Annotated in this window: 17 protein-coding genes and 1 pseudogene; 11 read left to right on the top strand and 7 right to left on the bottom strand. The window is 75.4% G+C overall.

The window, feature by feature from the left end; genetic code table 11:
* The first annotated feature begins 19 nt into the window (after positions 1-19).
* The 3 genes from ABZY20_RS08465 (at position 20) to ABZY20_RS08455 (ending at position 3,324) form a co-directional block, all read left to right on the top strand.
* A complete protein-coding gene (locus ABZY20_RS08465) occupies positions 20-877 on the top strand; it encodes a MoxR family ATPase (protein WP_356438694.1) in 858 nt (285 codons plus the stop codon).
* The gene (locus ABZY20_RS08460; protein WP_356438416.1) at positions 874-2,232 is read left to right on the top strand and encodes a VWA domain-containing protein; all 1,359 of its coding nucleotides are present in this window, start codon (positions 874-876) and stop codon (positions 2,230-2,232) included. Before ABZY20_RS08465 ends, ABZY20_RS08460 begins: the two co-directional genes overlap by 4 nt.
* A 114-nt stretch (positions 2,233-2,346) precedes the next feature.
* The gene (locus ABZY20_RS08455; RefSeq protein WP_356438413.1) at positions 2,347-3,324 is read left to right on the top strand and encodes an NAD(P)-dependent alcohol dehydrogenase; all 978 of its coding nucleotides are present in this window, start codon (positions 2,347-2,349) and stop codon (positions 3,322-3,324) included.
* Positions 3,325-3,334: 10 nt separating this feature from the next.
* On the opposite strand, the gene ABZY20_RS08450 is transcribed toward ABZY20_RS08455, so the two are convergent.
* The 3 genes from ABZY20_RS08450 to ABZY20_RS08440 all read right to left on the bottom strand — a co-directional run bounded on the left by ABZY20_RS08450 (position 3,335) and on the right by ABZY20_RS08440 (position 5,487).
* A complete protein-coding gene (locus ABZY20_RS08450) occupies positions 3,335-3,694 on the bottom strand; it encodes a cupin domain-containing protein (RefSeq protein ID WP_356438410.1) in 360 nt (119 codons plus the stop codon).
* Between the two features lie 138 nt (positions 3,695-3,832).
* On the bottom strand, positions 3,833-4,810 hold the full coding sequence (locus ABZY20_RS08445; protein ID WP_356438407.1) for a pyridoxal-phosphate dependent enzyme: 978 nt from the start codon (positions 4,808-4,810) through the stop codon (positions 3,833-3,835).
* Positions 4,807-5,487, bottom strand: coding sequence for a PAS domain-containing protein (locus ABZY20_RS08440; RefSeq protein ID WP_356438404.1), 681 nt, complete (start codon positions 5,485-5,487; stop codon positions 4,807-4,809). Before ABZY20_RS08440 ends, ABZY20_RS08445 begins: the two co-directional genes overlap by 4 nt.
* 159 nt (positions 5,488-5,646) lie before the next feature.
* On the opposite strand from ABZY20_RS08440, the gene ABZY20_RS08435 reads away from it, so the two are divergent.
* On the top strand, positions 5,647-7,029 hold the full coding sequence (locus ABZY20_RS08435) for an FAD-binding oxidoreductase (RefSeq protein ID WP_356438691.1): 1,383 nt from the start codon (positions 5,647-5,649) through the stop codon (positions 7,027-7,029).
* Positions 7,030-7,636: 607 nt separating this feature from the next.
* On the opposite strand, the pseudogene ABZY20_RS08430 reads toward ABZY20_RS08435, so the two are convergent.
* The 3 genes and pseudogenes from ABZY20_RS08430 to ABZY20_RS08420 all read right to left on the bottom strand — a co-directional run.
* Positions 7,637-8,212 (bottom strand): annotated as a pseudogene (locus ABZY20_RS08430) (sigma-70 family RNA polymerase sigma factor); the annotation flags it as partial.
* 224 nt (positions 8,213-8,436) lie between these two features.
* Positions 8,437-9,063 carry a hypothetical protein gene (locus ABZY20_RS08425; protein WP_356438401.1) on the bottom strand — a complete coding sequence of 209 codons (627 nt, stop codon included), beginning with the start codon at positions 9,061-9,063 and terminating at the stop codon, positions 8,437-8,439.
* Positions 9,064-9,190: 127 nt separating this feature from the next.
* Positions 9,191-9,673 carry a DUF4396 domain-containing protein gene (locus ABZY20_RS08420; protein ID WP_356438398.1) on the bottom strand — a complete coding sequence of 161 codons (483 nt, stop codon included), beginning with the start codon at positions 9,671-9,673 and terminating at the stop codon, positions 9,191-9,193.
* A 74-nt stretch (positions 9,674-9,747) separates the two neighbouring features.
* Here ABZY20_RS08420 and ABZY20_RS08415 point away from each other — a divergent pair, with 74 nt between their 5' ends.
* Positions 9,748-10,536 (top strand): SDR family oxidoreductase, encoded by a 789-nt coding sequence (locus tag ABZY20_RS08415; RefSeq protein ID WP_356438395.1) that lies wholly within the window; start codon positions 9,748-9,750, stop codon positions 10,534-10,536.
* A 60-nt stretch (positions 10,537-10,596) separates the two neighbouring features.
* Here the strand turns inward: ABZY20_RS08415 and ABZY20_RS08410 are convergent, their stop codons facing one another.
* Positions 10,597-11,445, bottom strand: coding sequence for a class I SAM-dependent methyltransferase (locus ABZY20_RS08410; protein WP_356438392.1), 849 nt, complete (start codon positions 11,443-11,445; stop codon positions 10,597-10,599).
* Between the two features lie 168 nt (positions 11,446-11,613).
* On the opposite strand from ABZY20_RS08410, the gene ABZY20_RS08405 reads away from it, so the two are divergent.
* The 6 genes from ABZY20_RS08405 (at position 11,614) to ABZY20_RS08380 (ending at position 19,436) form a co-directional block, all read left to right on the top strand.
* Positions 11,614-12,411, top strand: a complete 798-nt coding sequence (locus tag ABZY20_RS08405) for a VOC family protein (RefSeq protein WP_356438389.1) — start codon at positions 11,614-11,616, stop codon at positions 12,409-12,411.
* A 74-nt stretch (positions 12,412-12,485) separates the two neighbouring features.
* Positions 12,486-13,022, top strand: coding sequence for a GNAT family N-acetyltransferase (locus ABZY20_RS08400; protein ID WP_356438386.1), 537 nt, complete (start codon positions 12,486-12,488; stop codon positions 13,020-13,022).
* Positions 13,023-13,069: 47 nt separating this feature from the next.
* Positions 13,070-14,572, top strand: coding sequence for an ABC transporter substrate-binding protein (locus ABZY20_RS08395; RefSeq protein ID WP_356438383.1), 1,503 nt, complete (start codon positions 13,070-13,072; stop codon positions 14,570-14,572).
* A 20-nt stretch (positions 14,573-14,592) separates the two neighbouring features.
* Positions 14,593-16,524 (top strand): ABC transporter permease subunit, encoded by a 1,932-nt coding sequence (locus tag ABZY20_RS08390; RefSeq protein WP_356438380.1) that lies wholly within the window; start codon positions 14,593-14,595, stop codon positions 16,522-16,524.
* Positions 16,521-17,804, top strand: coding sequence for an MFS transporter (locus ABZY20_RS08385; RefSeq protein WP_356438377.1), 1,284 nt, complete (start codon positions 16,521-16,523; stop codon positions 17,802-17,804). The genes ABZY20_RS08390 and ABZY20_RS08385 overlap by 4 nt, the downstream gene beginning before the upstream one ends.
* 228 nt (positions 17,805-18,032) lie before the next feature.
* Positions 18,033-19,436 carry a serine/threonine-protein kinase gene (locus ABZY20_RS08380; RefSeq protein ID WP_356438688.1) on the top strand — a complete coding sequence of 468 codons (1,404 nt, stop codon included), beginning with the start codon at positions 18,033-18,035 and terminating at the stop codon, positions 19,434-19,436.
* Positions 19,437-19,483 lie beyond the last annotated feature (47 nt).

Raw genomic sequence — 19,483 nt, 5'->3', positions numbered from 1 at the left:
CTCGCCGCTGGAGGCTCCGTTGTTCACGTCCGTCGACGATGTCTCCGCCCGCCTGGCCGGGACCGGTTATCTCGCCTCCCCCGCCGTCGCCACGACCGTGTTCCTCGCGGACCGCCTGGGCAAGCCGCTGCTGGTGGAGGGCCCGGCGGGCGTCGGCAAGACGGAGCTCGCCAAGGCCGTCGCCCGGGTCGCCGGGGCCCGGCTGGTCCGCCTGCAGTGCTACGAGGGCGTCGACGAGTCCCGGGCGCTGTACGAGTGGAACCACGCCAAGCAGCTGCTGCGCATCAGCGCGGGCCGCGACGCGTCGTGGGACGAGACCCGCACGGACATCTTCAGCGAGGAGTTCCTGCTCACCCGGCCCCTGCTGACGGCCATCCGGGGCGACGACCCGAAGGTGCTGCTGATCGACGAGACCGACAAGGCCGACGTCGAGGTGGAGGGCCTGCTGCTGGAGGTGCTCAGCGACTTCCAGGTGACCGTCCCCGAGCTGGGCACCATCACCGCCACGCGCCGCCCCTTCGTCGTCCTCACCTCGAACGCGAGCCGGGAGCTGTCCGAGGCGCTGCGCCGCCGCTGCCTGTTCCTGCACATCGGCTTCCCCGAGGAGGAGCTGGAGCGCCGGATCGTCCGGCTGAAGGTGCCCGGGCTCGACGAGGCGCTCGCCCGCTCGGTCGTCCGGGTCGTGGGCGCGCTGCGGGCGATGGACCTGCGCAAGGTGCCGTCGGTCGCCGAGACCGTCGACTGGGCGCACACGCTGCTCGCGCTCGGCGCGGACACGCTGGACGAGACGGTGGTGCGGGCCACCCTGGGGGTGCTCCTCAAGCATCAGGACGACGTCCTCAAGGCGTCCGCCAAGCTCGACCTGGACGCCCTGTGACCACACCGGCCGGTGTCGCGGAGCGGCTGACGTCCCTGGTCGGGGCGCTGCGCGCGCACGGCGTCCGGATCGGCACCGGCGAGACGGTGGACGCGGCGCGGGCGGTCGGCGAACTCGGCCTGGCGGACCGGGAACTGTTGCGGGAAGGGCTGGCGGCGACGCTGCTGCACGGGCCCGGGCAGCGGCAGGTGTTCGACCAGGTCTTCGACCTGTACTTCCCGCGCGGGGTCGGCGGCCCGGCCGGGCGGACGGCGGGCCGCGAGGAGCTGCGCGACCGGCTGGCCGAGGCCCTGGCCGCCGACGACCGGGCCCTGCTGGGCCGGCTGGCGGTCGAGGCGGTCGACGGCTTCGGCGGCTACGGCTCCGCACCGGAGTCGGACGGCTGGTCGTCGTACCAGGCGCTGGAGCGGCTGCGGCCGCAGACCCTCATGGCCCGGGTCCGCGACTCCGTGCGCGCGCGGGGCGGCAGCCAGGGCTTCACGGACCGGCTGCTGGAGGACGAGATCCGGCGGCGCATCGAGGCCTTCCGCGCGCTGGTGACCGCGGAGGCGCGGCGCCGGGTGGCCGAGCGCCGGGGGCGGGACGAGATCGCCCGGCGGGCGGTGGCCCCGACCGCCGACCGGGTCGACTTCCTGTTCGCCGGGAAGGACCGGCTGGCCGAACTGCGCAGGACGGTCCAGCCGCTCGCCCGCAAGCTGGCGACCCGGCTCGCGGCCCGCCGCCGTCGCGCCTCGCGGGGGACGATCGATCTGCGGCGGACCCTGCGCGGCTCGCTGTCGACGGGCGGCGTCCCGATGAAGCCGGTGCTGCGCAGACGGCGTCCCGCGCGCCCCGAACTGGTGCTGCTGTGCGATGTGTCGGGCTCGGTGTCGGGCTTCTCGGACTTCACGATGCTGCTGGTGCAGGCGCTGCACGACCAGTTCGGCAAGGTGCGGGTGTTCGCCTTCGTCAACCGCGTCGACGAGGTGACCGGGCTGCTGGAGCACGGCACCGCCGACCCGGAGGGGCTGGCCGCCCGGATCCAGGCGGAGGCGGCGGTCACGGGCTACCACGGCAGCAGCGACTACGGCATGGCCCTGGGCGAGTTCGCCGAGCGGTACGCGGAGGCCGTCGGTTCCCGCACGACCGTGTTCGTCCTCGGTGACGCCCGTACGAACCGGAGCGACCCCAACCTGCCCGCGCTCCGGCGGATCGCCGAGCGGGCCCGCCGTGTGCACTGGCTGAACCCGGAGCAGCGCTCCCGCTGGGGCACCGGCGACTCGGCCGCCCCCGCCTACGCCGACGTGGTCGAGATGCACGAGTGCCGCAACGCCCGGCAGCTGAGCGCGCTGGTGGCGCGGCTGCTGCCGGTGTGACCGGCGGCGGGGGCTCGGTGGTCCGGTCGTGCGGTCTCCGGGGGAAATCAGGGTTCGTCCCCGATGGTCCGCACCGGGGCGGCCGCCTACGCTCGCGGTGGCGGAGGGGGTCCCATGAAGGCAGTGGTGCAGGACCGGTACGGCTCGGCGGACACGCTGGAGTTCCGGGAGGTCGACCGGCCGGTGCCGGGCGCGGGTGAGGTGCTGGTGCGGGTGCACGCGGCCTCGGTCAACGCCTACGACTGGCACTTCATGCGCGGTGATCCGCTGCTCGGGCGCGGGATGATGGGGCTGCGCAGGCCCAGGAACCCGGTGCGGGGCCGGGATTTCGCGGGCCGGGTGGAGGCGCTGGGCCCCGGCGTCACGGGGCTCGCGCCCGGGGACGAGGTGTACGGGGAGGCCGACGGCACCTTCGCGGAGTTCGTGTGCGCGCGGACGGGCGAGCTGGGCCCGAAGCCCGCGAACCTCACCTTCGAGCAGGCCGCGGCCGTGCCGCTGGCGGCGAACACCGCCCTCATGGCGCTGCGCGACGTCGCCCTGGTGCGGCCGGGACAGTCGGTCCTGGTGAACGGGGCCTCGGGTGGCGTGGGCACGTTCGCGGTGCAGCTCGGCAAGGCGTTCGGCGCGGAGGTGACGGCCGTGTGCAGCGCGCGGAACGCGGAGCTGGTCCGCTCGCTGGGCGCGGACCGGGTCGTCGACTACGCCCGGGAGGACTTCACCCGGGCCGGGCGCCGGTTCGACGTCGTGCTGGACCTGGTGGGGAACCGCTCACTCGGGGAGCTCCGCCGCGCGCTGTCCCCCACCGGCACGCTCGTGCTGTCCGGCGGCGGCGTGTACGAGGGCGGCAGTGCCGTCGGGCCGATGGGGCTCTTCCTCAAGCGCCGGTTCCTGGCGCCGTTCGCGCGCGGCCAGCGGTGGCTGGAGGTCTCGGCGCGGCAGAGCACGGCGCATCTCGCCACCCTGCGGGACCTGGCCGAGTCGGGGAAGATCGCCCCGGTCGTGGAGCGGACGTATCCGCTCGCGGAGGCGGCCGAGGCGATCCGGTACCTGGAGGTGGAGCACGCGCGCGCCAAGGTGGTCGTCACGGTGTGACGCGTGGCCGTCAGGTGCCCTTCGCGTACTCCCTGGCCGTCTGGCCCTGGAAGTCGTACGTGACGACCTGCTCGTCGCCCACGACCCAGGCGTCGTGTCCGGGGGTGCAGACGAAGACGTCGCCGGGGCCGACCTCCGTCTCACCGCCGTCGTCCATGCGGATGTGCAACCGTCCCTGGACGATGTAGCCGTTGTGGTGCATCTGGCAGCTCTCGGTGCCCGCGATCGGGGACACGGACTCCGACCAGCGCCAGCCCGGCTCGAACGTCGCCACGGCGAAGTCGAGATTCGTCATGTGGACGGCTTCGAGGTGGCCGCGGGGGAAATCACGCCGCTCGTCGGGCTTGTCGAGCGTCTTCACTTCCAGCATGACGCGCTCCCTTCCGGCCGCGGTGCGTCGCGGCCGGGCCGGTCTCCCCGGCGGCCCTGGACACCGCCGTCGGCGGTCGGCCCTACCTCTCCATCGTCCGCCCGGCCACCCGGGGCCGCCATTCGGGTGACCCGCGGGTCAGCCGCCGTGGCCGCAGAGGTCGGCGAAGCGCCCCGCGTCCACGTTGCCGCCGGAGATGATCACACCGACCCGCGCGGGCAGCGGGCCCGCCCGGCCGGTGAGCAGGGCGGCCAGCGGGGTGGCGCCGCTCGGTTCGACGACGATCTTCAGGCGCTCGAAGGCGAACCGCATCGCGTCGCGGATCTCGTCGTCGCAGACCAGGGCGATCGCGTCGAGGAGGCGGCGGTTGACGGAGAAGGTGAGTTCGCCCGGGGTGTGCAGGGCCTGTCCGTCGGCGATGGTGCGCGGCACCGGGATGCTGACGCGCCGCCCCGCCTCCAGGGAGCGCCGGGTGTCGTCCCCGGCCTCCGGTTCGACGCCGATCATGCGGATGCCGGGGTACAGGCCCTTGGCCACCGTGGCGCTGCCGGCCATCAGCCCGCCGCCGCCGACCGGCGCGAGGAGCGCGCCCAGCTCACCGGTGTCCTCCAGCAGTTCGAGAGCGGCCGTGCCCTGTCCGGCCATGACGTGCGGGTGTTCGTAGGGCGGGATGAGGGCGAGGCCCCGCTCGGCGGCCAGGGCCTCGGCGATGGCGACGCGGTCGCCGCTGTAGCGGTCGTAGGTGACGATCTCGGCGCCGTAGCCGGCGGTGGCCGCGCGCTTGGACGGCGGGGCGTCCTCGGGCATGACGATGACGGCGGTGGTGCCCAGCTCGCGGGCGGCGAGGGCGACGGCCTGGGCGTGGTTGCCGGACGAGTAGGCGGCGATGCCCCGGGACAGCTGCTCCGGGGTGAGGCGGGAGGCGGCGTTGTAGGCGCCGCGGAACTTGAAGGCGCCCACGCGCTGGAAGTTCTCGCACTTGAGGTGGACCTCGGCGCCGACGAGCGCGTCGAGCGTGCGGGAGCGCAGCACGGGGGTGCGGTGGGCCACGCCCCGCAGACGGGCGGCGGCGTCCCGGACGTCGTCGAGGGTGACCGGTGGGGTGGTGGTCGTCACGCGGATCCTCCGGTGGGGGTGTCGTGGGCGGCCCGGGCCTGGGACAGGTAGTGGTAGGCGGAGGCGCGGGAGATGCCGAGCCGGGCGGCGACCTGTTCGACGGCGCCGCGCACGGCGAAGACACCGCGCGCGTCCAGCCCGCCGAACAGCTCCAGGCGCTCCGCGCGGTCGAGCTCCGCCCAGCTGCCGCGCTGGCGGGACCGGTGGGCGTCGACGAGGGCGTCGACGACGGAGTCGATGTCGTTGCCGAAGGTGGTGGTGGGCAGCTCCGCCGGCTCCGCCGCGTGCCCGGCGAGCGCGCCGAGCAGCTCCTGGACCCGGCCGACGGCGCCGACGTCCACGTTCACGCAGAGGGCGCCGAAGACGGCCCCCGTGGAGTCCCGCAGCACCATCGTGGACGACTTCACCCGCGTCCCGTTGCGGGTGCGGGTGACGTAGTTCAGCTCGTCGGCCGCCTCGTCGCCGCGCGCGAGGACGCGCAGGCCGATCTCGCTCATCGCGCCTCCGGCCGTCCGCCCGGTGACCGATCCGGCCACGGTGACCACCGATCTCTCCGGGTCGCGGTAGTCGTGCAGCACGACCTCGCAGACGGGCCCGAAGGTCGCGGCGATCCCGTGGACCACCGGCACCAGTGCGGCGAGGATCGCGTCCCGCTCCCCGTCCGTTCGCTCGGTCATCCGGCCTCCCCTCTCCCCCGCCACTCTAGACCACACGTCCAGCTCTTGGATAGACAGTCCAGACGTCGTGGTCGCCCGCCGGTGCCGGACATGCGTCGCGCCGGGCACGGCGAGAGGCTGGAGGAGTCGGTACCGGCCGGGCGCCCCGAGGAGATCGTCATGGACAGCGCCACCCTGGAAGACATGCGAACCACGCTGCGGGGGCCGGTGATCGGCCCGCGGGACGCCGAGTACGACCGGACCCGCAGCATCTACAACGGGATGATCGACAAACGGCCCGCCGCCTTCGTGCCCTGCCGGGACGCCTCGGACGTCATGGCCGCGGTCGACTACGTCCGCGACCACGGTCTGGAGCTCGCCGTCCGCGGCGGCGGGCACAGCGGGCCGGGCCTGTGCCTGGTGGACGACGGCGTGACCGTCGACCTGTCGCCGATGCGCTGGGCGCGGGTCGACCCGGAGACCAGGACCGCCCAGGCGGGCGGCGGCAGCAGGCTCAGCGATCTCGACCACGCCACGCAGGCGTTCGGGCTCGCCACCCCCACGGGCATCGTCTCCATGACAGGCCTGGGAGGGCTGACCCTCGGCGGCGGCCACGGCTACCTGACGCGCAAGTACGGCCTGACCGTGGACAATCTCGTCTCCGCTGACGTGGTGCTCGCCGACGGCAGCTTCGTCACCGCGAGCGAGAGCCGCCACCCGGACCTGTTCTGGGCCCTGCGCGGGGGCGGCGGCAACTTCGGGATCGTCACCTCACTCACCTACCGGTTGCACCCGGTGGGCACGGTCGTGGCGGGGGCGACCGTCTGGCCGGTCGACAGCACGCGCGAAGTCCTGGCGTGGTACCGGGAGTTCCTGCCGCGGGCGCCCGAGGACGTGTACGGCTTCTTCGCCGTCCTCGTCGTCCCGCCCGCCCCGCCCTTCCCCGAGGAGCTGCACGGGCACAAGGTGTGCGGCGTGGTGTGGTGCTGCACGGGCGACCCCGGCGCGGCCGACGCGGCCCTGTCCGCGGTGAGCGAACCGGGCAGGCCCGCCTTCCACTTCTCGGCGCCGATGCCGTACGACGCGCTGCAGGGCATGTTCGACGAGCTGATCCCGGGCGGCTACCAGTGGTACTGGCGCGGGGACTTCTTCGACTCGATCCCCGACGCCGCGCTGGACATCCACCTCAAGTACGGCGAGAACATCCCCACTCCGCTGTCGCTGATGCACCTGTATCCGGTCGACGGGGCCGCCCACCGGGTGGGCCCGGACGACACGGCGTGGAGCTACCGGGACGCGGTCTGGTCCGGCGTCTTCGGCGGAGTCGACCCCGATCCGGCCAACGCCGGGGTCATCAGGCAGTGGTGCGTCGACTACCAGGAGGAGCTGCACCCGTACTCGATGGGCGGCGCGTACGTGAACTTCATGGGCGCGGACGAGGGCCAGGAGCGGGTCCGGACGACCTACCGCGACCACTACGACCGGCTGGCCCGCGTCAAGCGGACCTACGACCCGGACAACCTGTTCCATGCGAACCAGAACATCGAGCCCGCCCGGGACTGAGCACTGAGCCCTCCCCGGGCCGCCGCTTCCGGTGACCGGGCACGCGTGCCGGGCGCCCGCGTGGGGCGGGCCCGCCGACGGCACGGTGTCCGTGGGGCCGAACGCCGAGGTCCCGGGCGGCCCGACGGCGGGTCACCTCCCGGTCCGCGAAGCCCGCCGGCCCTCGCCCGCGGGGCGCCGTGCGCACCGAGCGGGGTGCCACCGGCCCCCGGTGGCGACGGAGGTGACGGAGTTGACGGCGTGACGGGGTTCCGTGCTGCCGGCTCGACCCACGGCCGCCCGGCGCCCCCGGGGAAGCGGGGCACCGGGCGGCCGGGGCGCCTCAGGCGGCCGCCGGCGCGGGGGCCGCGCGGGGTGCGGGCGCCGCGCAGGGTCCGGGCGCCGCGCACGGTGCGGGCGCCGCGCAGGGTCCGGGCGCCGCGCACGGTGCGGGTGCCGCGCACGGTGCGGGTGCCGCGCACGGTGCGGGTGTCTCGCGGCGTGCGGGTGCCGCGCGGTGTGCAGGCGCCGCGCGGTGTGCAGGCGCCGCGCGGGGTGCAGGCGCCGCGCGGGGTGCAGGCGCCGCGCGGGGCGCCGGCGTCGCGCGGGGTGCGGGCGCCGGCGGGCCCTCCGCCTCGGCGAGCAGGGCCAGGAGCGTCGCCCGGGCGCGGGCCACGCGGGAGCGGACCGTGCCGACCGGGCAGTCGCTCAGCTCGGCCGCCTCGGCGTACGGCAGGCCGAGCAGCTGCGTGAGGACGAACGCCTCGCGCCTCTCGTCCGGCAGCCGGGCCAGCAGTTCCAGCAGCGCGACCCCGTCGTCGAAGCCGGGCAGGCCGCGCGGCTGGGCGAGTTCGGCCGCCGGCTGCCAGTCCGGCAGGTCGGCCGGGCGGGGGCGGACGGCGGCGTGCCGGATGCTGTCGGCGACCGCGCGCCGCGCGATGGCGAGCAGCCAGACACGTGCCGAGCACCGGCCCTCGAAGCGGTGCAGGCTGCCGAGGGCCCGCAGGAACGTGTCCTGGGCCAGGTCGTCCACCGCTTGCGGGTCGGCGCACAGATGGGCGACGTAGCGGATGACGTCGCGGTGGAGGGCGCGCACGAACCGCTCGACGGCCGCGGGGTCACCGCCCCGGGCGGCCAGCGCCCAGGCGGTTATCGCCGCGTCGGCGGACGCCGATCTCTCACGGGGCGGGGCAGGAGTGATCACCTGAGGTCCTTCTCGGATTCCGGGACCAGGGGCGCACGGGCGCGGGGGCACGGCGGGTGCCGGGCGTGCGCGCGGGGCCGCGTGGTCCGGTGAGCGGGGAGTCGGCCGCCGGATCCGCTGAGCGCCCGCCGGGCAGGCGTGACCGCCCGCGGGCAGGGCCCGTCGCAGAGGCGTACGGCCGAGGCCGGGGCGCGCGAGGGCCGCCCCGGAACTGCCGGCTGCCGTCAGGCGGCAGCGGTCCCCGGGGGCGGGCCGCGGGAGGTGACCGCGTGGACGAGAAGGAGGAGCCGCGGCGCCCGGTCCGAGGCCGGACGGCGGACGCGCACCGCCGGGGGCGGCGGCGCGGGCAGGGCGAACAGCAGGCGCAGCGGCGCGGCCAGCCGGCTGCCCACGGCGCGCAGGAGCCGGAAGGCGGCGCGTTCCCCGTGGCCCAGCCACAGTCCGCACAGCAGCGCGGCGAGGAGGTGGGCGGCGAGCATGCCGAGGGAGGTGTCACCGGCCGAGGCGTGCCCCGTGTGTCCCAGGTGCTCCATGGGGGCGCCCATGTCGTGCCCCACGGGACCGCCCGCGGCCGTCGAGAGGGCCGGGGTGCCGGGGGTCCGGGAGGTGAGCGAGAACGCCGAGTGCAGTGCCGTCTGCACGCTCACGGCTACGGCGACGACGAGCCGGAGCCCTCGTTCGCGCCCCGCCAGGCACCAGCCCGCGAGGCCGGTCAGGACCCAGCCGGACGCCAGCGTGGGCAGCGGCACGTGATCGCCGGACATCATGACGTGGCCCAGGGCGGCGAGCACGACGCAGACGGCCGCGAAGACCGCGGACCGCGTCGCGCGCACGCCCCACCCAGCTGTCATGGCGCCTCATCCTCGCATCCGGCCCCATTGCGTCACCCAGGGGTACGGGCCCCGCCCGGGCCGGGCACTCAATCCCCGGCCTATGATCCGGCTCACGTGCCGCGGTGACGGTGCGTCAGACGGTGCGTCAGTGGTGCGCGTGCACCACCGCGTGCCCCTTGCCGCGGCCGATCATCCACTTGTTGACCGGGGTGGTGATCAGGAACGCGACCGCGAATCCACCGAGGAGCGCGTACCAGAACAGGCCCTCGGTGAGATGCGCGTCCATCGCTCCCGGGGTGAGCGCGATGATCGCGTTGTCGACGAGTTCCATCACCGCGATCGAGACCGTGTCGGCCGCGAGCGCGACCTTGATCGCGGCCTTGAGGCTCAGGCCGGCGCGCGCCACGGCGAACAGGGTGAACGAGTAGCCGAAGAGGAACGCGAGCCCGATCGCGAGAGCCATCGTGGGCACATTGCCCCAGCCCAGCGCCGTACCGATCACCATGCCGAGGATCTCGCCGATCGCACAGCCGGTGAGGCAGTGCAGCGTGGCCTTCACGGCGGTCCCCCAGGAAGCCGCGGCCTGGTGCGTGTGGTGCTCCGTGTGGTGAGGAAGGGTGTGGTCCATAGCCCGGAATATATACCCCCCAGGGGTATCTGGCCAGAGGTGTGACGAGACCGGATCCGCCTAGAGTGCGGGCCATGACGACAGAGGCGACGCAGACGTACCTGTCCGGGCTGTTCTCCCTGGAGGGCAGGGTCGCGGTGGTCACGGGCGGCAGCTCCGGCATCGGCCGGGCCATCGCCGGGGCCCTCGCGCGTGCCGGGGCGAGCGTGGTGGCCGTGGCCCGCAAGGAGCCGGACCTGATCGCCACGGCCGGGGAGCTGACGGCTCAGGGCTGCCGTGCCGCGTGGGTCAGCGCCGACCTGGGCACGCGCGAGGGCGTGCGCACGGCGGCGGAGCGGGCGGCCGAGGCGTTCGGGGAGCCCGACATCCTCGTCAACTGCGCCGGCGTCAATCTGCGCCCGCCGATGGACGAACTCACGGAGGACGTCTGGGACATGACGATGGCCGTCAACCTGGAGGCGCCCTTCCTGCTGGGCCAGCGCTTCGGTCCGGGCATGGCGCGGCGCGGGTACGGGCGGATCCTCAACGTCAGTTCGCAGCAGGCCCACCGGGCGTTCGTCCAGAGCGGCGCCTACGGCGCGTCCAAGGGCGGGCTGGAGGCGCTGACGCGGTCCCAGGCCGAGGCGTGGTCGGCGCGCGGCGTCACCAGCAACGCGCTGGTGCCGGGCGTCGTCATGACCCCGCTCAACGCGCGGCTGGCGTCGTCCCCGGAGACGGTGGCCGCCCTGGCCGGGCGCACGCTGGTCGGGCGGAACGGACTGGCCGAGGACTTCGCGGGCGCGGCGGTCTTCCTGGCGAGCCCTGCGTCGGCCTACATCACCGGCCAGTCGCTCTTCGTCGACGGCGGCCTGTCCGTCCACTGACGCCGCTCCCCCGGCCCTCCGCCCACGCCGTCCCGCGCGGGCCCGTGGGCGACGCCCCGGTCAGCCGGCGTCCGGCGGCCGCCGCCAGACGAACACCTCGGTGCCCGGGCCGCGTTCGGAGAACCGGCCCGACGGTGACGCCTCGCGCAGCAGGGCCCGCAGGTCCGCTTCGAAGCCGGTCCGGCGGCCCTCGAACAGATGGGGCGCCGAGAACGACATCGAGAACACCCAGGCGACGACGTCGTCGACGCTCCGCTCCAGCGCCTGCCCGCCGGGCACCACGAGACGCAGGGGGCCGGCGAACCCGGCCCGCGCGAACACCTCGGCCTCTCCGCCCGGCGTCCCCTGCGGCAGCACCCCGCGGCCGGCCCGCCGCACGGGCCCCAGGTAGTGCTTGACGAGCGCGTCGACGGCCGCGTAGGGGACCTCGGGATGCGGCAGGCCCTCAGCGGTGCGGGACGGCGACTTCAGGTCCGCGATGTGCAGCAGGGCCCCGTCCGGCCGCAGCATGTCCCGGACGGTCGCCGCCACCGGGTCCTGGTCCATCCAGTGGAAGGACTGGCCGAAGGCGGCGACGTCGAAGCGGCCGAGCCCCGCGGGCAGCGCCTCCGCGCGGGCGCGCACCCAGCGGGCCTTCGCGTCCACGCCCCGCTCCCCGGCCCTGCGCCGGGCCTCGGCGATCATCTCCGGGTCGGGGTCCACTCCGACGATCTCGCGGAACAGGTGCGCGAGATTCAGCGCGACGGTCCCGGGCCCGCAGCCCACGTCGAGGAGGCGGCCCCGCCCGTCCGGCGGCAGTGCGCGGGCGATCGCGTCCGCCAGCCCGGGGGCGTACGGCAGCCGCCCGCGGTCGTAGTAGGGGGCCGCCCCCGCGAAGAGCGTCTCGTCCCACTCCCAGCCGGTGGCCACGCCCGCCCACCCCCTCACCGGACGCGCGGCCGTCCGGCCGGGCGACGGCCTTGATGATCGCACGACCGGGACGCCGCGGCGGCAGCGCCGAACGGGTTCCGCCGGCGGGCGCGTGCCGCTGCCCGGTGCCACGCTGGGCGCAGGACCCGCGGAAAGGAACGCCCAGCCATGATCACCACCGAGTACGCCCCCGGCTCGCCCTGCTGGCTCGACCTCGGCGTTCCGGACGTCCGGGCCGCCGCGGCCTTCTACGGCGCCGTGCTCGGGTGGGAGTACGAGTCCATGGGCGGGAACGGGGACTTCGAGGGCGGGATGTTCAAGAAGGACGGCAAGATCGTCGCCGGCCTCGGCACGCTCACCGAGGAGGGTGCCCGCCCGGCCTGGATGCTCTACTTCAGCGTCACCGACGCGGACGCCACGACCCGGGCCGTGCAGCAGGCGGGCGGGGCGGTCCGGGTGGCCCCGATGGACCTCGACGGCTGGGGGCGGATGGCTCAGTACACCGACCCGCTGGGCGGCCAGTTCGCCGTGTGGCAGCCCGGGACGAGCAAGGGCCTCGACCTGGTGGACGAGCCGGGCTCACTGTCCTGGACCGAGCTGTACACGACCGACGCCACGGCCGCTCGGCAGTTCTACGGCGGGCTCTTCGACTGGCGGTTCAGCGACATGGCGCTGCCGGGCGGCGCGGGCACGTACACCCTCATCACCCCGGCCGGGCTGCCCGAGGAGCGTATGCACGGCGGCCTCATGGAGCTCCGCGCGGAGGACCTCTCGCTGAACGACGGGCGGCCGTACTGGCATCCGGTCTTCACCGTCGACGACTGCGACGCCGCGGTGGCCCGGGTCCGGGAGAACGGCGGCAGCGTGCAGATGGGCCCCGAGGACGCGGAGGGCGTGGGCCGGCTGGCGGTCTGCCTCGACCCGGCGAACGCGGACTTCGTCCTGATGACGCCGTCGGAGGGCTGAGCCGCTGAGCCCGGACGCGGCCGGGACGCTCACCCACAGGCCGCCCGGATGCAGTACTTGCATATGATGCGCAAATGCGTGCCTACATCATCAGGGAAGCCACGCCCGAGGACGTCGACGACGCCCGGGCGGTGATGCTCGACGCGGTGTACCGCGACTTCGGGACCGGTTATGTCCCGCGCTGGCACGCCGACATCATCGATCCGGCGTCCTTCTACCTGACCCCGGTCCGGCACACCCTGCTGGTCGCCGTGGACGAGCACGACGGGACGGTGGCGGCCACCGCCGCGCTGGACGCACGGGGGCCGGCACACCCGCCCAACCCGCGCCGGCTGGCCGAGCGGTACCCGTCCGGCGAGACCGCGCAGCTGCGGCGGGTGTACGTGAGGCCCGCACACCGGCGGCGTGGACTGGCGCGGCAACTCGTCGGCCGTCTGCTGGAGTTCGCCCGGAACGACGGCGGCTACCGGTCGGTCTACCTGCACACCCATCCGCACTCACCCGGCGCGATGCAGCTGTGGCGCGCGCTCGGCAAGGTGGTGTGCGACGAGCGGGAGGAGGTGCCCGGCGGAGGAAGCGGCGCCGTGCACTTCGAGATCCCGTTCGCCTAGCGCACCGCTTGGCGAAGCGCTTACCGAAAATGGTATTCATATACATTATGAACGCTCCTCGTCGCCGGCTCATAGCCGGTCTGCTGCTCGCTCCGCTGCTCTCCGGCTGTTTCGCCTCCCCCGGCGAGGACTCCGCGGACTCCGCCGGCGCGCAGGGCGGCGCACGTCTGCGCATCGCCCTCGCCTTCGCACCGACGGAGAACTACTCGCCCTACGGCCAGGACGCGATGCTCCTGTCCCGGCTCGGCGTCACCGAGGGGCTGACCCGGCTGGACGCGAACGGCACGGCGGTGCCCGCGCTCGCCGAGTCCTGGAGCAGCGAGAACGGCGGGAAGAGCTGGGTGTTCACCCTGCGGGACGCGACGTTCCAGAACGGCGAGGCCGTCACCGCGAAGGCCGTCGCCGCCGCCCTCACCGCCGCCGGCAGGGCGGACCCGCAGCCGCCCGCGCTCTCCGGAGTCGAGCTGACCGCCACCGCGGTGGACGGCGAGCGGGTCCGCGTCAGCACCGCCGAACCCGACCCGGTCCTCCCGCTGCGCCTGTCCAACCCGTCCCTCGCGGTCTTCGCCCCGAAGGCGTACGGCGCGAAGGGCGAGGTCGACGTGGTCGGCACCGCGACCGGTCCCTTCGAACTGACCGAGGTCACCGGCGACACGGCCGCCACCCTGCGCCGGTTCGACGACCACTGGGGCGGACGGGCCCAGGCCTCCGGCGTCGACGCCAAGTTCGTGTCCGACGGCACGGCCCGCGCCAACGCCCTGCGCACCGGGGACGTCGACATCGCCGAGTCGCTGCCCGTGGCCCAGGTCCCGTCCCTGGACGAGGGCACCGTCCACGAGGTCGACACCGCCCGCAACACCAGCCTGTACCTCAACACCGAGTCCGGTGCCTTCACCGACGCGGGGCTGCGGGCGGCCGCACGCGAGGCGATCGACCCCTCCGTCGTCGCCAAGGGCTCCTACGAGGGGTACGCGGTGCCCGCGCAGGGCCTGTTCGGGCCGGCGCTGACCTGGGCGGCGGGCAAGCGCCTCGAACCGGCCGGGCGGGCGCGGGCCACCGAACCCGGAGGCGAAGACATCACCGTCGCCGCCTACAGCGACCGGCCCGAGCTGCCGGAGACCGCCCAGGTCCTGCAACAGCAGCTGCGCAAGGCCGGGTTCGAGGTGAAGCTGGAGGTGCGGACGTACGCCCGCCTCGAAGGTGACCTGCTCGCCGGGAAGTTCGACGCCGCGGTGTTCTCCCGCAACATGATGCTGGACACCGGCGACCCGGTCACCGTCCTGGCGAGCGACTACACCTGCGACGGTTCCAACAACCTGTCGTTCCTGTGCGACAAGGACGTGGACCGGCTGGTCGCCGCCGCCCAGGCCGAGACGGACCCCGCCGAGCGGCAGACCGCCGCGATGAAGGCGGAGGCCGCCGTCCTCGGCACCGACGCGGTCATCCCGCTGGTGCACCTGAAGATCGCGACGGGCGTCGCCGCGTCCGTGCGGGGCGCGCTGCCCGACCCGTACGAGCGCACCCTCATCGGTACGGGGACCCGGCGCTGAACAGCTTCGGCCACCCCCTGATGAAGCGGGCCGCCGCCGGCCGGCGCGCCCTGGTGCGCGGCGGCGGCCCGGTCCTGCTCTGGCGGACCGCCCTCACGGCCGCCCTGGTCTGCGGGATCGGCCTGCTGCCGTGGCTGTCCCGCACCGACCCCGCCCTGACCGTGCTCAGGGCACGGTCGGCCGAACGCGACGCCACCCCCGAGGCGTTGCGTGCCGTGCGTGCCCAACTCGGTCTCGACGACGGCCCGTCGGTGCTGCTCGGCCGCTGGCTGGGCGGGCTGCTGCACGGGGACGCGGGCACCTCCTGGGTGTCGGGTTCCGAGGTGCTGCCCGGTGTGGTGCGGGCGCTCGGCGCGTCGCTGCTGCTGATGGCCGGGGCCCTCGTCGTCGCCGCGGTCACGGCGGCGGCCGTGTGCGCCCGCACGCTCCGGCTCGGCGCGCGCGGCCGGCTCGGCGCCCGCCGCCCCGGCGGCACGGCGTCGGCGGTGCTGGCCGCGCTGCCCGAGTTCCTCGTCGCCTCGGTGCTGGCCTCGGTGCTCGGGGTCCAGCTCGGCTTGCTGCCCGCCCTGGGCTGGTACGGCCCGCAGTGGATGGTGCTGCCCTCGCTGGCGGTCGGCCTGCCCGCCGGGGCGATCCTCGGGCGGATGCTGGACGATCTGCTGCCCGGCGCGTTCACCGAACCGTGGGCGGTCGCGGCGGCCGCGCGCGGCATCCCGCCGGCGACCGTGGCCCGGCACGCGGTGCGCCGCAGCGTGCCCGGGCTGCTGCCCAACCTGGGCCTGTTCGTGGTCGGTCTCACCGGCGGTTCCGTCGCCGTCGAGCAGATCTTCGACATCCCGGGCCTCGGCCGGCTCACCCTGCACGCCGCGCTGGCGCAGGACCTGCCCGTGCTGCAGACCGGCACCCTCACCCTGGTCCTGCTCGCGGCCGTCGCCGGCGTCCTCGCCCGGCTCACGGCCCGGCTGCTCATCGGACCCGCCCTGCGCGACGGGGCTCTGCACTCCCTGCACCGGCCGGGGCCGCCCGCGCCCCGCGTCCTGCCGCTCGTGTACGGGGCGCTGCTCGCGGCCGTCGTCGTGTCCGGGCTGCCCCGGGACCCGCTCGCCCTGGACCCCCTGGCCCGGTTGCAGGGCCCCTCCCCCGCCCATCCGTTCGGCACGGACGCCCTCGGCCGGGACGTGCTGGCCCGGGTCGCGCACGGCGCGCTGACCACCCTCGGCACCGCCCTCGCGGTGAGCGCCGCCGCGCTCGCCGCCGGTGTGCTGCTGGGGCTGCTGCCTCGGCTGTCCGGGCCGCTGGTCGACACGGTCAGCGCCGTGCCGCCCGTGGTGGCGGGCCTCCTCGTCACCGGTGTCGCGGGCAGCGGTCCGTGGACGCCCGCGTACGCGCTCGCCGTCGTGGCCTGGGCGCCGCTGGCCGCGCACACCGCCTCGTTGCTGCGTCAGGAACGCGCGACGACCCACCTGGTGGCCACCCGGGCGCTGGGAGCGGGCCGCCTGCACCTGCTGCGGCACGCGCTGCTGCCCGCCGTGCTGCCGCCGGTCACCCGGCACGCCCTGCTGCGGCTGCCCGGCGTCGCGCTGGGCCTCGCCGCGCTGGGCTTCCTCGGCCTGGGCGCCCAGCCGCCGTCCCCCGAGTGGGGTCTGCTGCTGGCCGAGAACCAGCCGTACGCCGAGCGCGCGCCGTGGGCCGTGCTCTTCCCCGCGGCCGTCCTGGCCCTGCTCGGGGCACTCGCGGTCACCGCCGCGGGTGGCCTGCGGCTGCCCCGGAGACGCACGCGGCCGGACGTCCCGCCCGGACCGCCCGGACCGCCCGGACCGCCCGAGCCGCCCGAGTCGCCCGAGTCGCCCGAGTCGCCCGGAGAGCGGGTCACGGTCGCGCCGCGGCCACGGACGAACCGCCCGGCCGCCCCCCTGGCTCCCGTGTCCGGCTCCCCCGTGGAAGAACGATGACCGAACCGATCTCCCGCGCCCCGGCCCGGGGACGAAGCGCACGCGCGCCCCGCGAGAGCGCCCGGCGGCTGTGGTCCGCCCTGTCCCCGCTGCTGCGGCTGCTGATCCTCACCCAGCTCGCCTTCAACGTCGGCTTCTACGCCGTGCTGCCGTTCCTCGCCGGGCACCTCGGCACCGCGATCGGCATGGCGGGCTGGCTGGTCGGCTTCGTGCTCGGGCTGCGCACCTTCAGCCAGCAGGGGCTGTTCGTGGTCGGCGGCTGGCTCGTCGACCGGTGGGGCGTGCGGCCGGTGGTGCTGGCCGGCTGCGCCCTGCGGATCGCCGGGTTCGTCTGGCTCGGGTACGCGCGGGCCGGCTGGGCCGTCATCGGGGCGGTGCTGCTGATCGGTTTCGCCGCCGCGCTGTTCTCGCCCGCCGTGGAGTCCGAGGTGGCCCGCCAGGCGGTGGCCTGGGAGGAGGCCGGGCACGGCTCACGCACCGGCGTGCTGGCCCTGTTCAGCGTGGCGGGGCAGGCCGGCGCCTTCGCCGGGCCGCTGCTCGGCGCGCTGCTGCTCGTCGTCGACTTCCGCACCGCGTGCCTGGCGGGCGCGGCGGTGTTCGTGCTCGTCCTCGCCGGGCATCTGCGGCTGATGCCGCAGCACATCCCGGGCCGGGTCCGGGCCGGGCGCCGGGGCGGGGCGCGGGCGCTGCTGCGCAACCGCCGCTTCCTGGCCCTGTGCTGCGCGTACGGCACGTACCTGCTGGCCTACAACCAGCTCTACCTGGCCCTGCCCGGCGAGGTGCAGCGCGCGGCGGGCTCCCAGGCGCCGCTGTCCTGGCTGTTCGCGCTGTCCTCGGCACTGGTGGTGTGCGCCCAGCTGCCCGTGACCCGCTGGGCGGGCGAGCGGCTCGGCCTGCGCCGCTCCATGACGGCCGGACTGCTACTGATCGCGGCGGGGTTCGCGGTGGTGGCCGCGGCCCGTCCCGCCGGCTGGACGGGCAGCGCCGGGCTGCTGCCGGCCGCGGGCTTCGTCGTGCTGCTGACCGTCGGGCAGATGCTCGTCGTGCCCGCCGCCCGCGCGTGGGTGCCCGACCTCGCCGAGGAGGGGCGGATCGGGCTGTACACGGGCGCGCTGTCCTCGGTGTCCGGCCTGATCGTCCTCGCGGGCAGCGCGGCCACCGGCTCCCTGCTCGACCCGGGGCTGCCGGCCGCGGTGCCGTGGCTGGTCCTGGCGGCCGTACCGGCGCTGGCGGTGGCGCTGCTGCCACGCGCGCAGAAGGAGACGGCAACGGCGGCCTAGCCACGCCCCGGCCGGGGAGGCGCGGCGCCGGACGCGCCCCGGCACCCCCGCGACCTGCGAGGCCTTCGCTCCGGGATGTCCCGGAGCGTACGGTTCGGGACATCGGTCGGGACAGGAGCGGTCATCCGGCGCCAGTATCCTGGGTCGGCTGCGGCACCCCCACCAATCCCCGTGCGACCACGGAGAGTTCGGGCTGCGGCGAGTTCCCCGAGCATGAGACGAGGACGTGTGCTGCTAGCGGGCCGCTACCGGCTGGACGAGGAGATCGGGCGCGGTGGAATGGGAGAGGTGTGGCGTGCGTACGACGAGACGCTCGCCCGAGCGGTGGCGGTCAAGCTGCTGCTGCCCCAGGACACCGACGCCACGGCGGCTTCCCGCTTCCGTCTGGAAGCCCAGACCGCCGGAAGTCTCAACCACCCGAACGTCGTCGGTGTGCTGGACTTCGGCGAGTACGACAACCGGCTGTACCTGGTGATGGAGCTGGTCGAGGGCGACAGCCTCGCCCGGGTGCTGACCACCTCCGGGGCGCTTCCCGCCGAGCGGGTGGCGGTGCTGGCCGCCCAGGCGGCCGCGGGGCTCGCCGCCGCGCACGCGCGCGGCATCGTCCACCGTGACGTCAAACCGGCGAACCTGCTGCTGGACGCCCACGGCACCCTGAAGATCGGTGACTTCGGCATCGCGCGGTTCCTCGACGACCCCGGAGCGGCCCTCACCGCGACCGGGCAGATCGTCGGCACGGGCCTCTACCTGGCGCCGGAGCGTGCCCTGGGCAAGCCCGCGGGCCCCGCCTCCGACATGTACTCCCTGGGGTGCGTGCTCTACCAGTTGCTCAGCGGCCGGCCACCGTTCGACGCCGACAGCGCCGTGGCGCTGCTCCACCAGCACCTCGACTCCGCCCCCGTGCCGCCGCGCGAGCTGGGAGTCGCCCAGCTGCCGCCGGCCTTCGAGAACTACCTGCTCGGGCTGCTCGCCAAGCAGCCCGAGGACCGGCCCACGGCCCAGCAGGCCGCCGAGTGGTTCGCGGGCGGCGCCTGGCGGGGTCTGCCCGAGCCGCTGCCGGAGGCCACGGCCCCGGTCCGCTCCCCCGGGCCGGCCACGTACGCGCCCGGCGAGACGAGCAATCCGGTCACCTACGCGCTGCCCACCGGGCCGCGTACGGCGCGGGGCGGGCGGGGCCGCCGCTCGGCGCCGCGCGGCGGCCCCGGCAACCGGCCGCGGGTGGCCGCCGGCGCCGGCGCGGCGGCGCTCTTCCTCGCCGCGATGTTCCTCGGCATGCTGTGGTTCTCACCGGACGACACCTCGACGGAGGGCACGGAACCCGACCCGTCCCCGTCCGCGAGCGGCCCCGCCGCGCCCGCGGCCGAACAGGGCGCCGAGAGTGCCGAGTCCGCCGGGCCCGTCACCTCCGGCCCCGGCGGCGCCGCGGCGCCCGAGGCCGGCACAGTGGCCGATGTCACCCCGTCCCCCGCGGCACCCGCACCACCGGCCTCCGCCGCCCCGGCGTCCGCCCCCGCGACCCCGGCGCAGGAGACGGCCGGCAGCCCTCAGGAGCAGGCGGACGCACCGCAACCCCCGCAGGATCAGCGGCCCGGGGGCCAGGGGGACGGCGAGGACGACGAGGGTGACGACTGAGCGCGCTTGCGCCGGTGTGCGAGCGGACGCCCCCTCACGCGCCCCCT

The organism is Streptomyces sp. NPDC006624 (assembly GCF_040611555.1).
In the GTDB taxonomy this organism is placed as follows: Bacteria; Actinomycetota; Actinomycetes; order Streptomycetales; family Streptomycetaceae; genus Streptomyces.
Note: the sequence above shows the minus strand (reverse complement) of the source record. Positions and strands in the feature narration are given on the sequence as shown.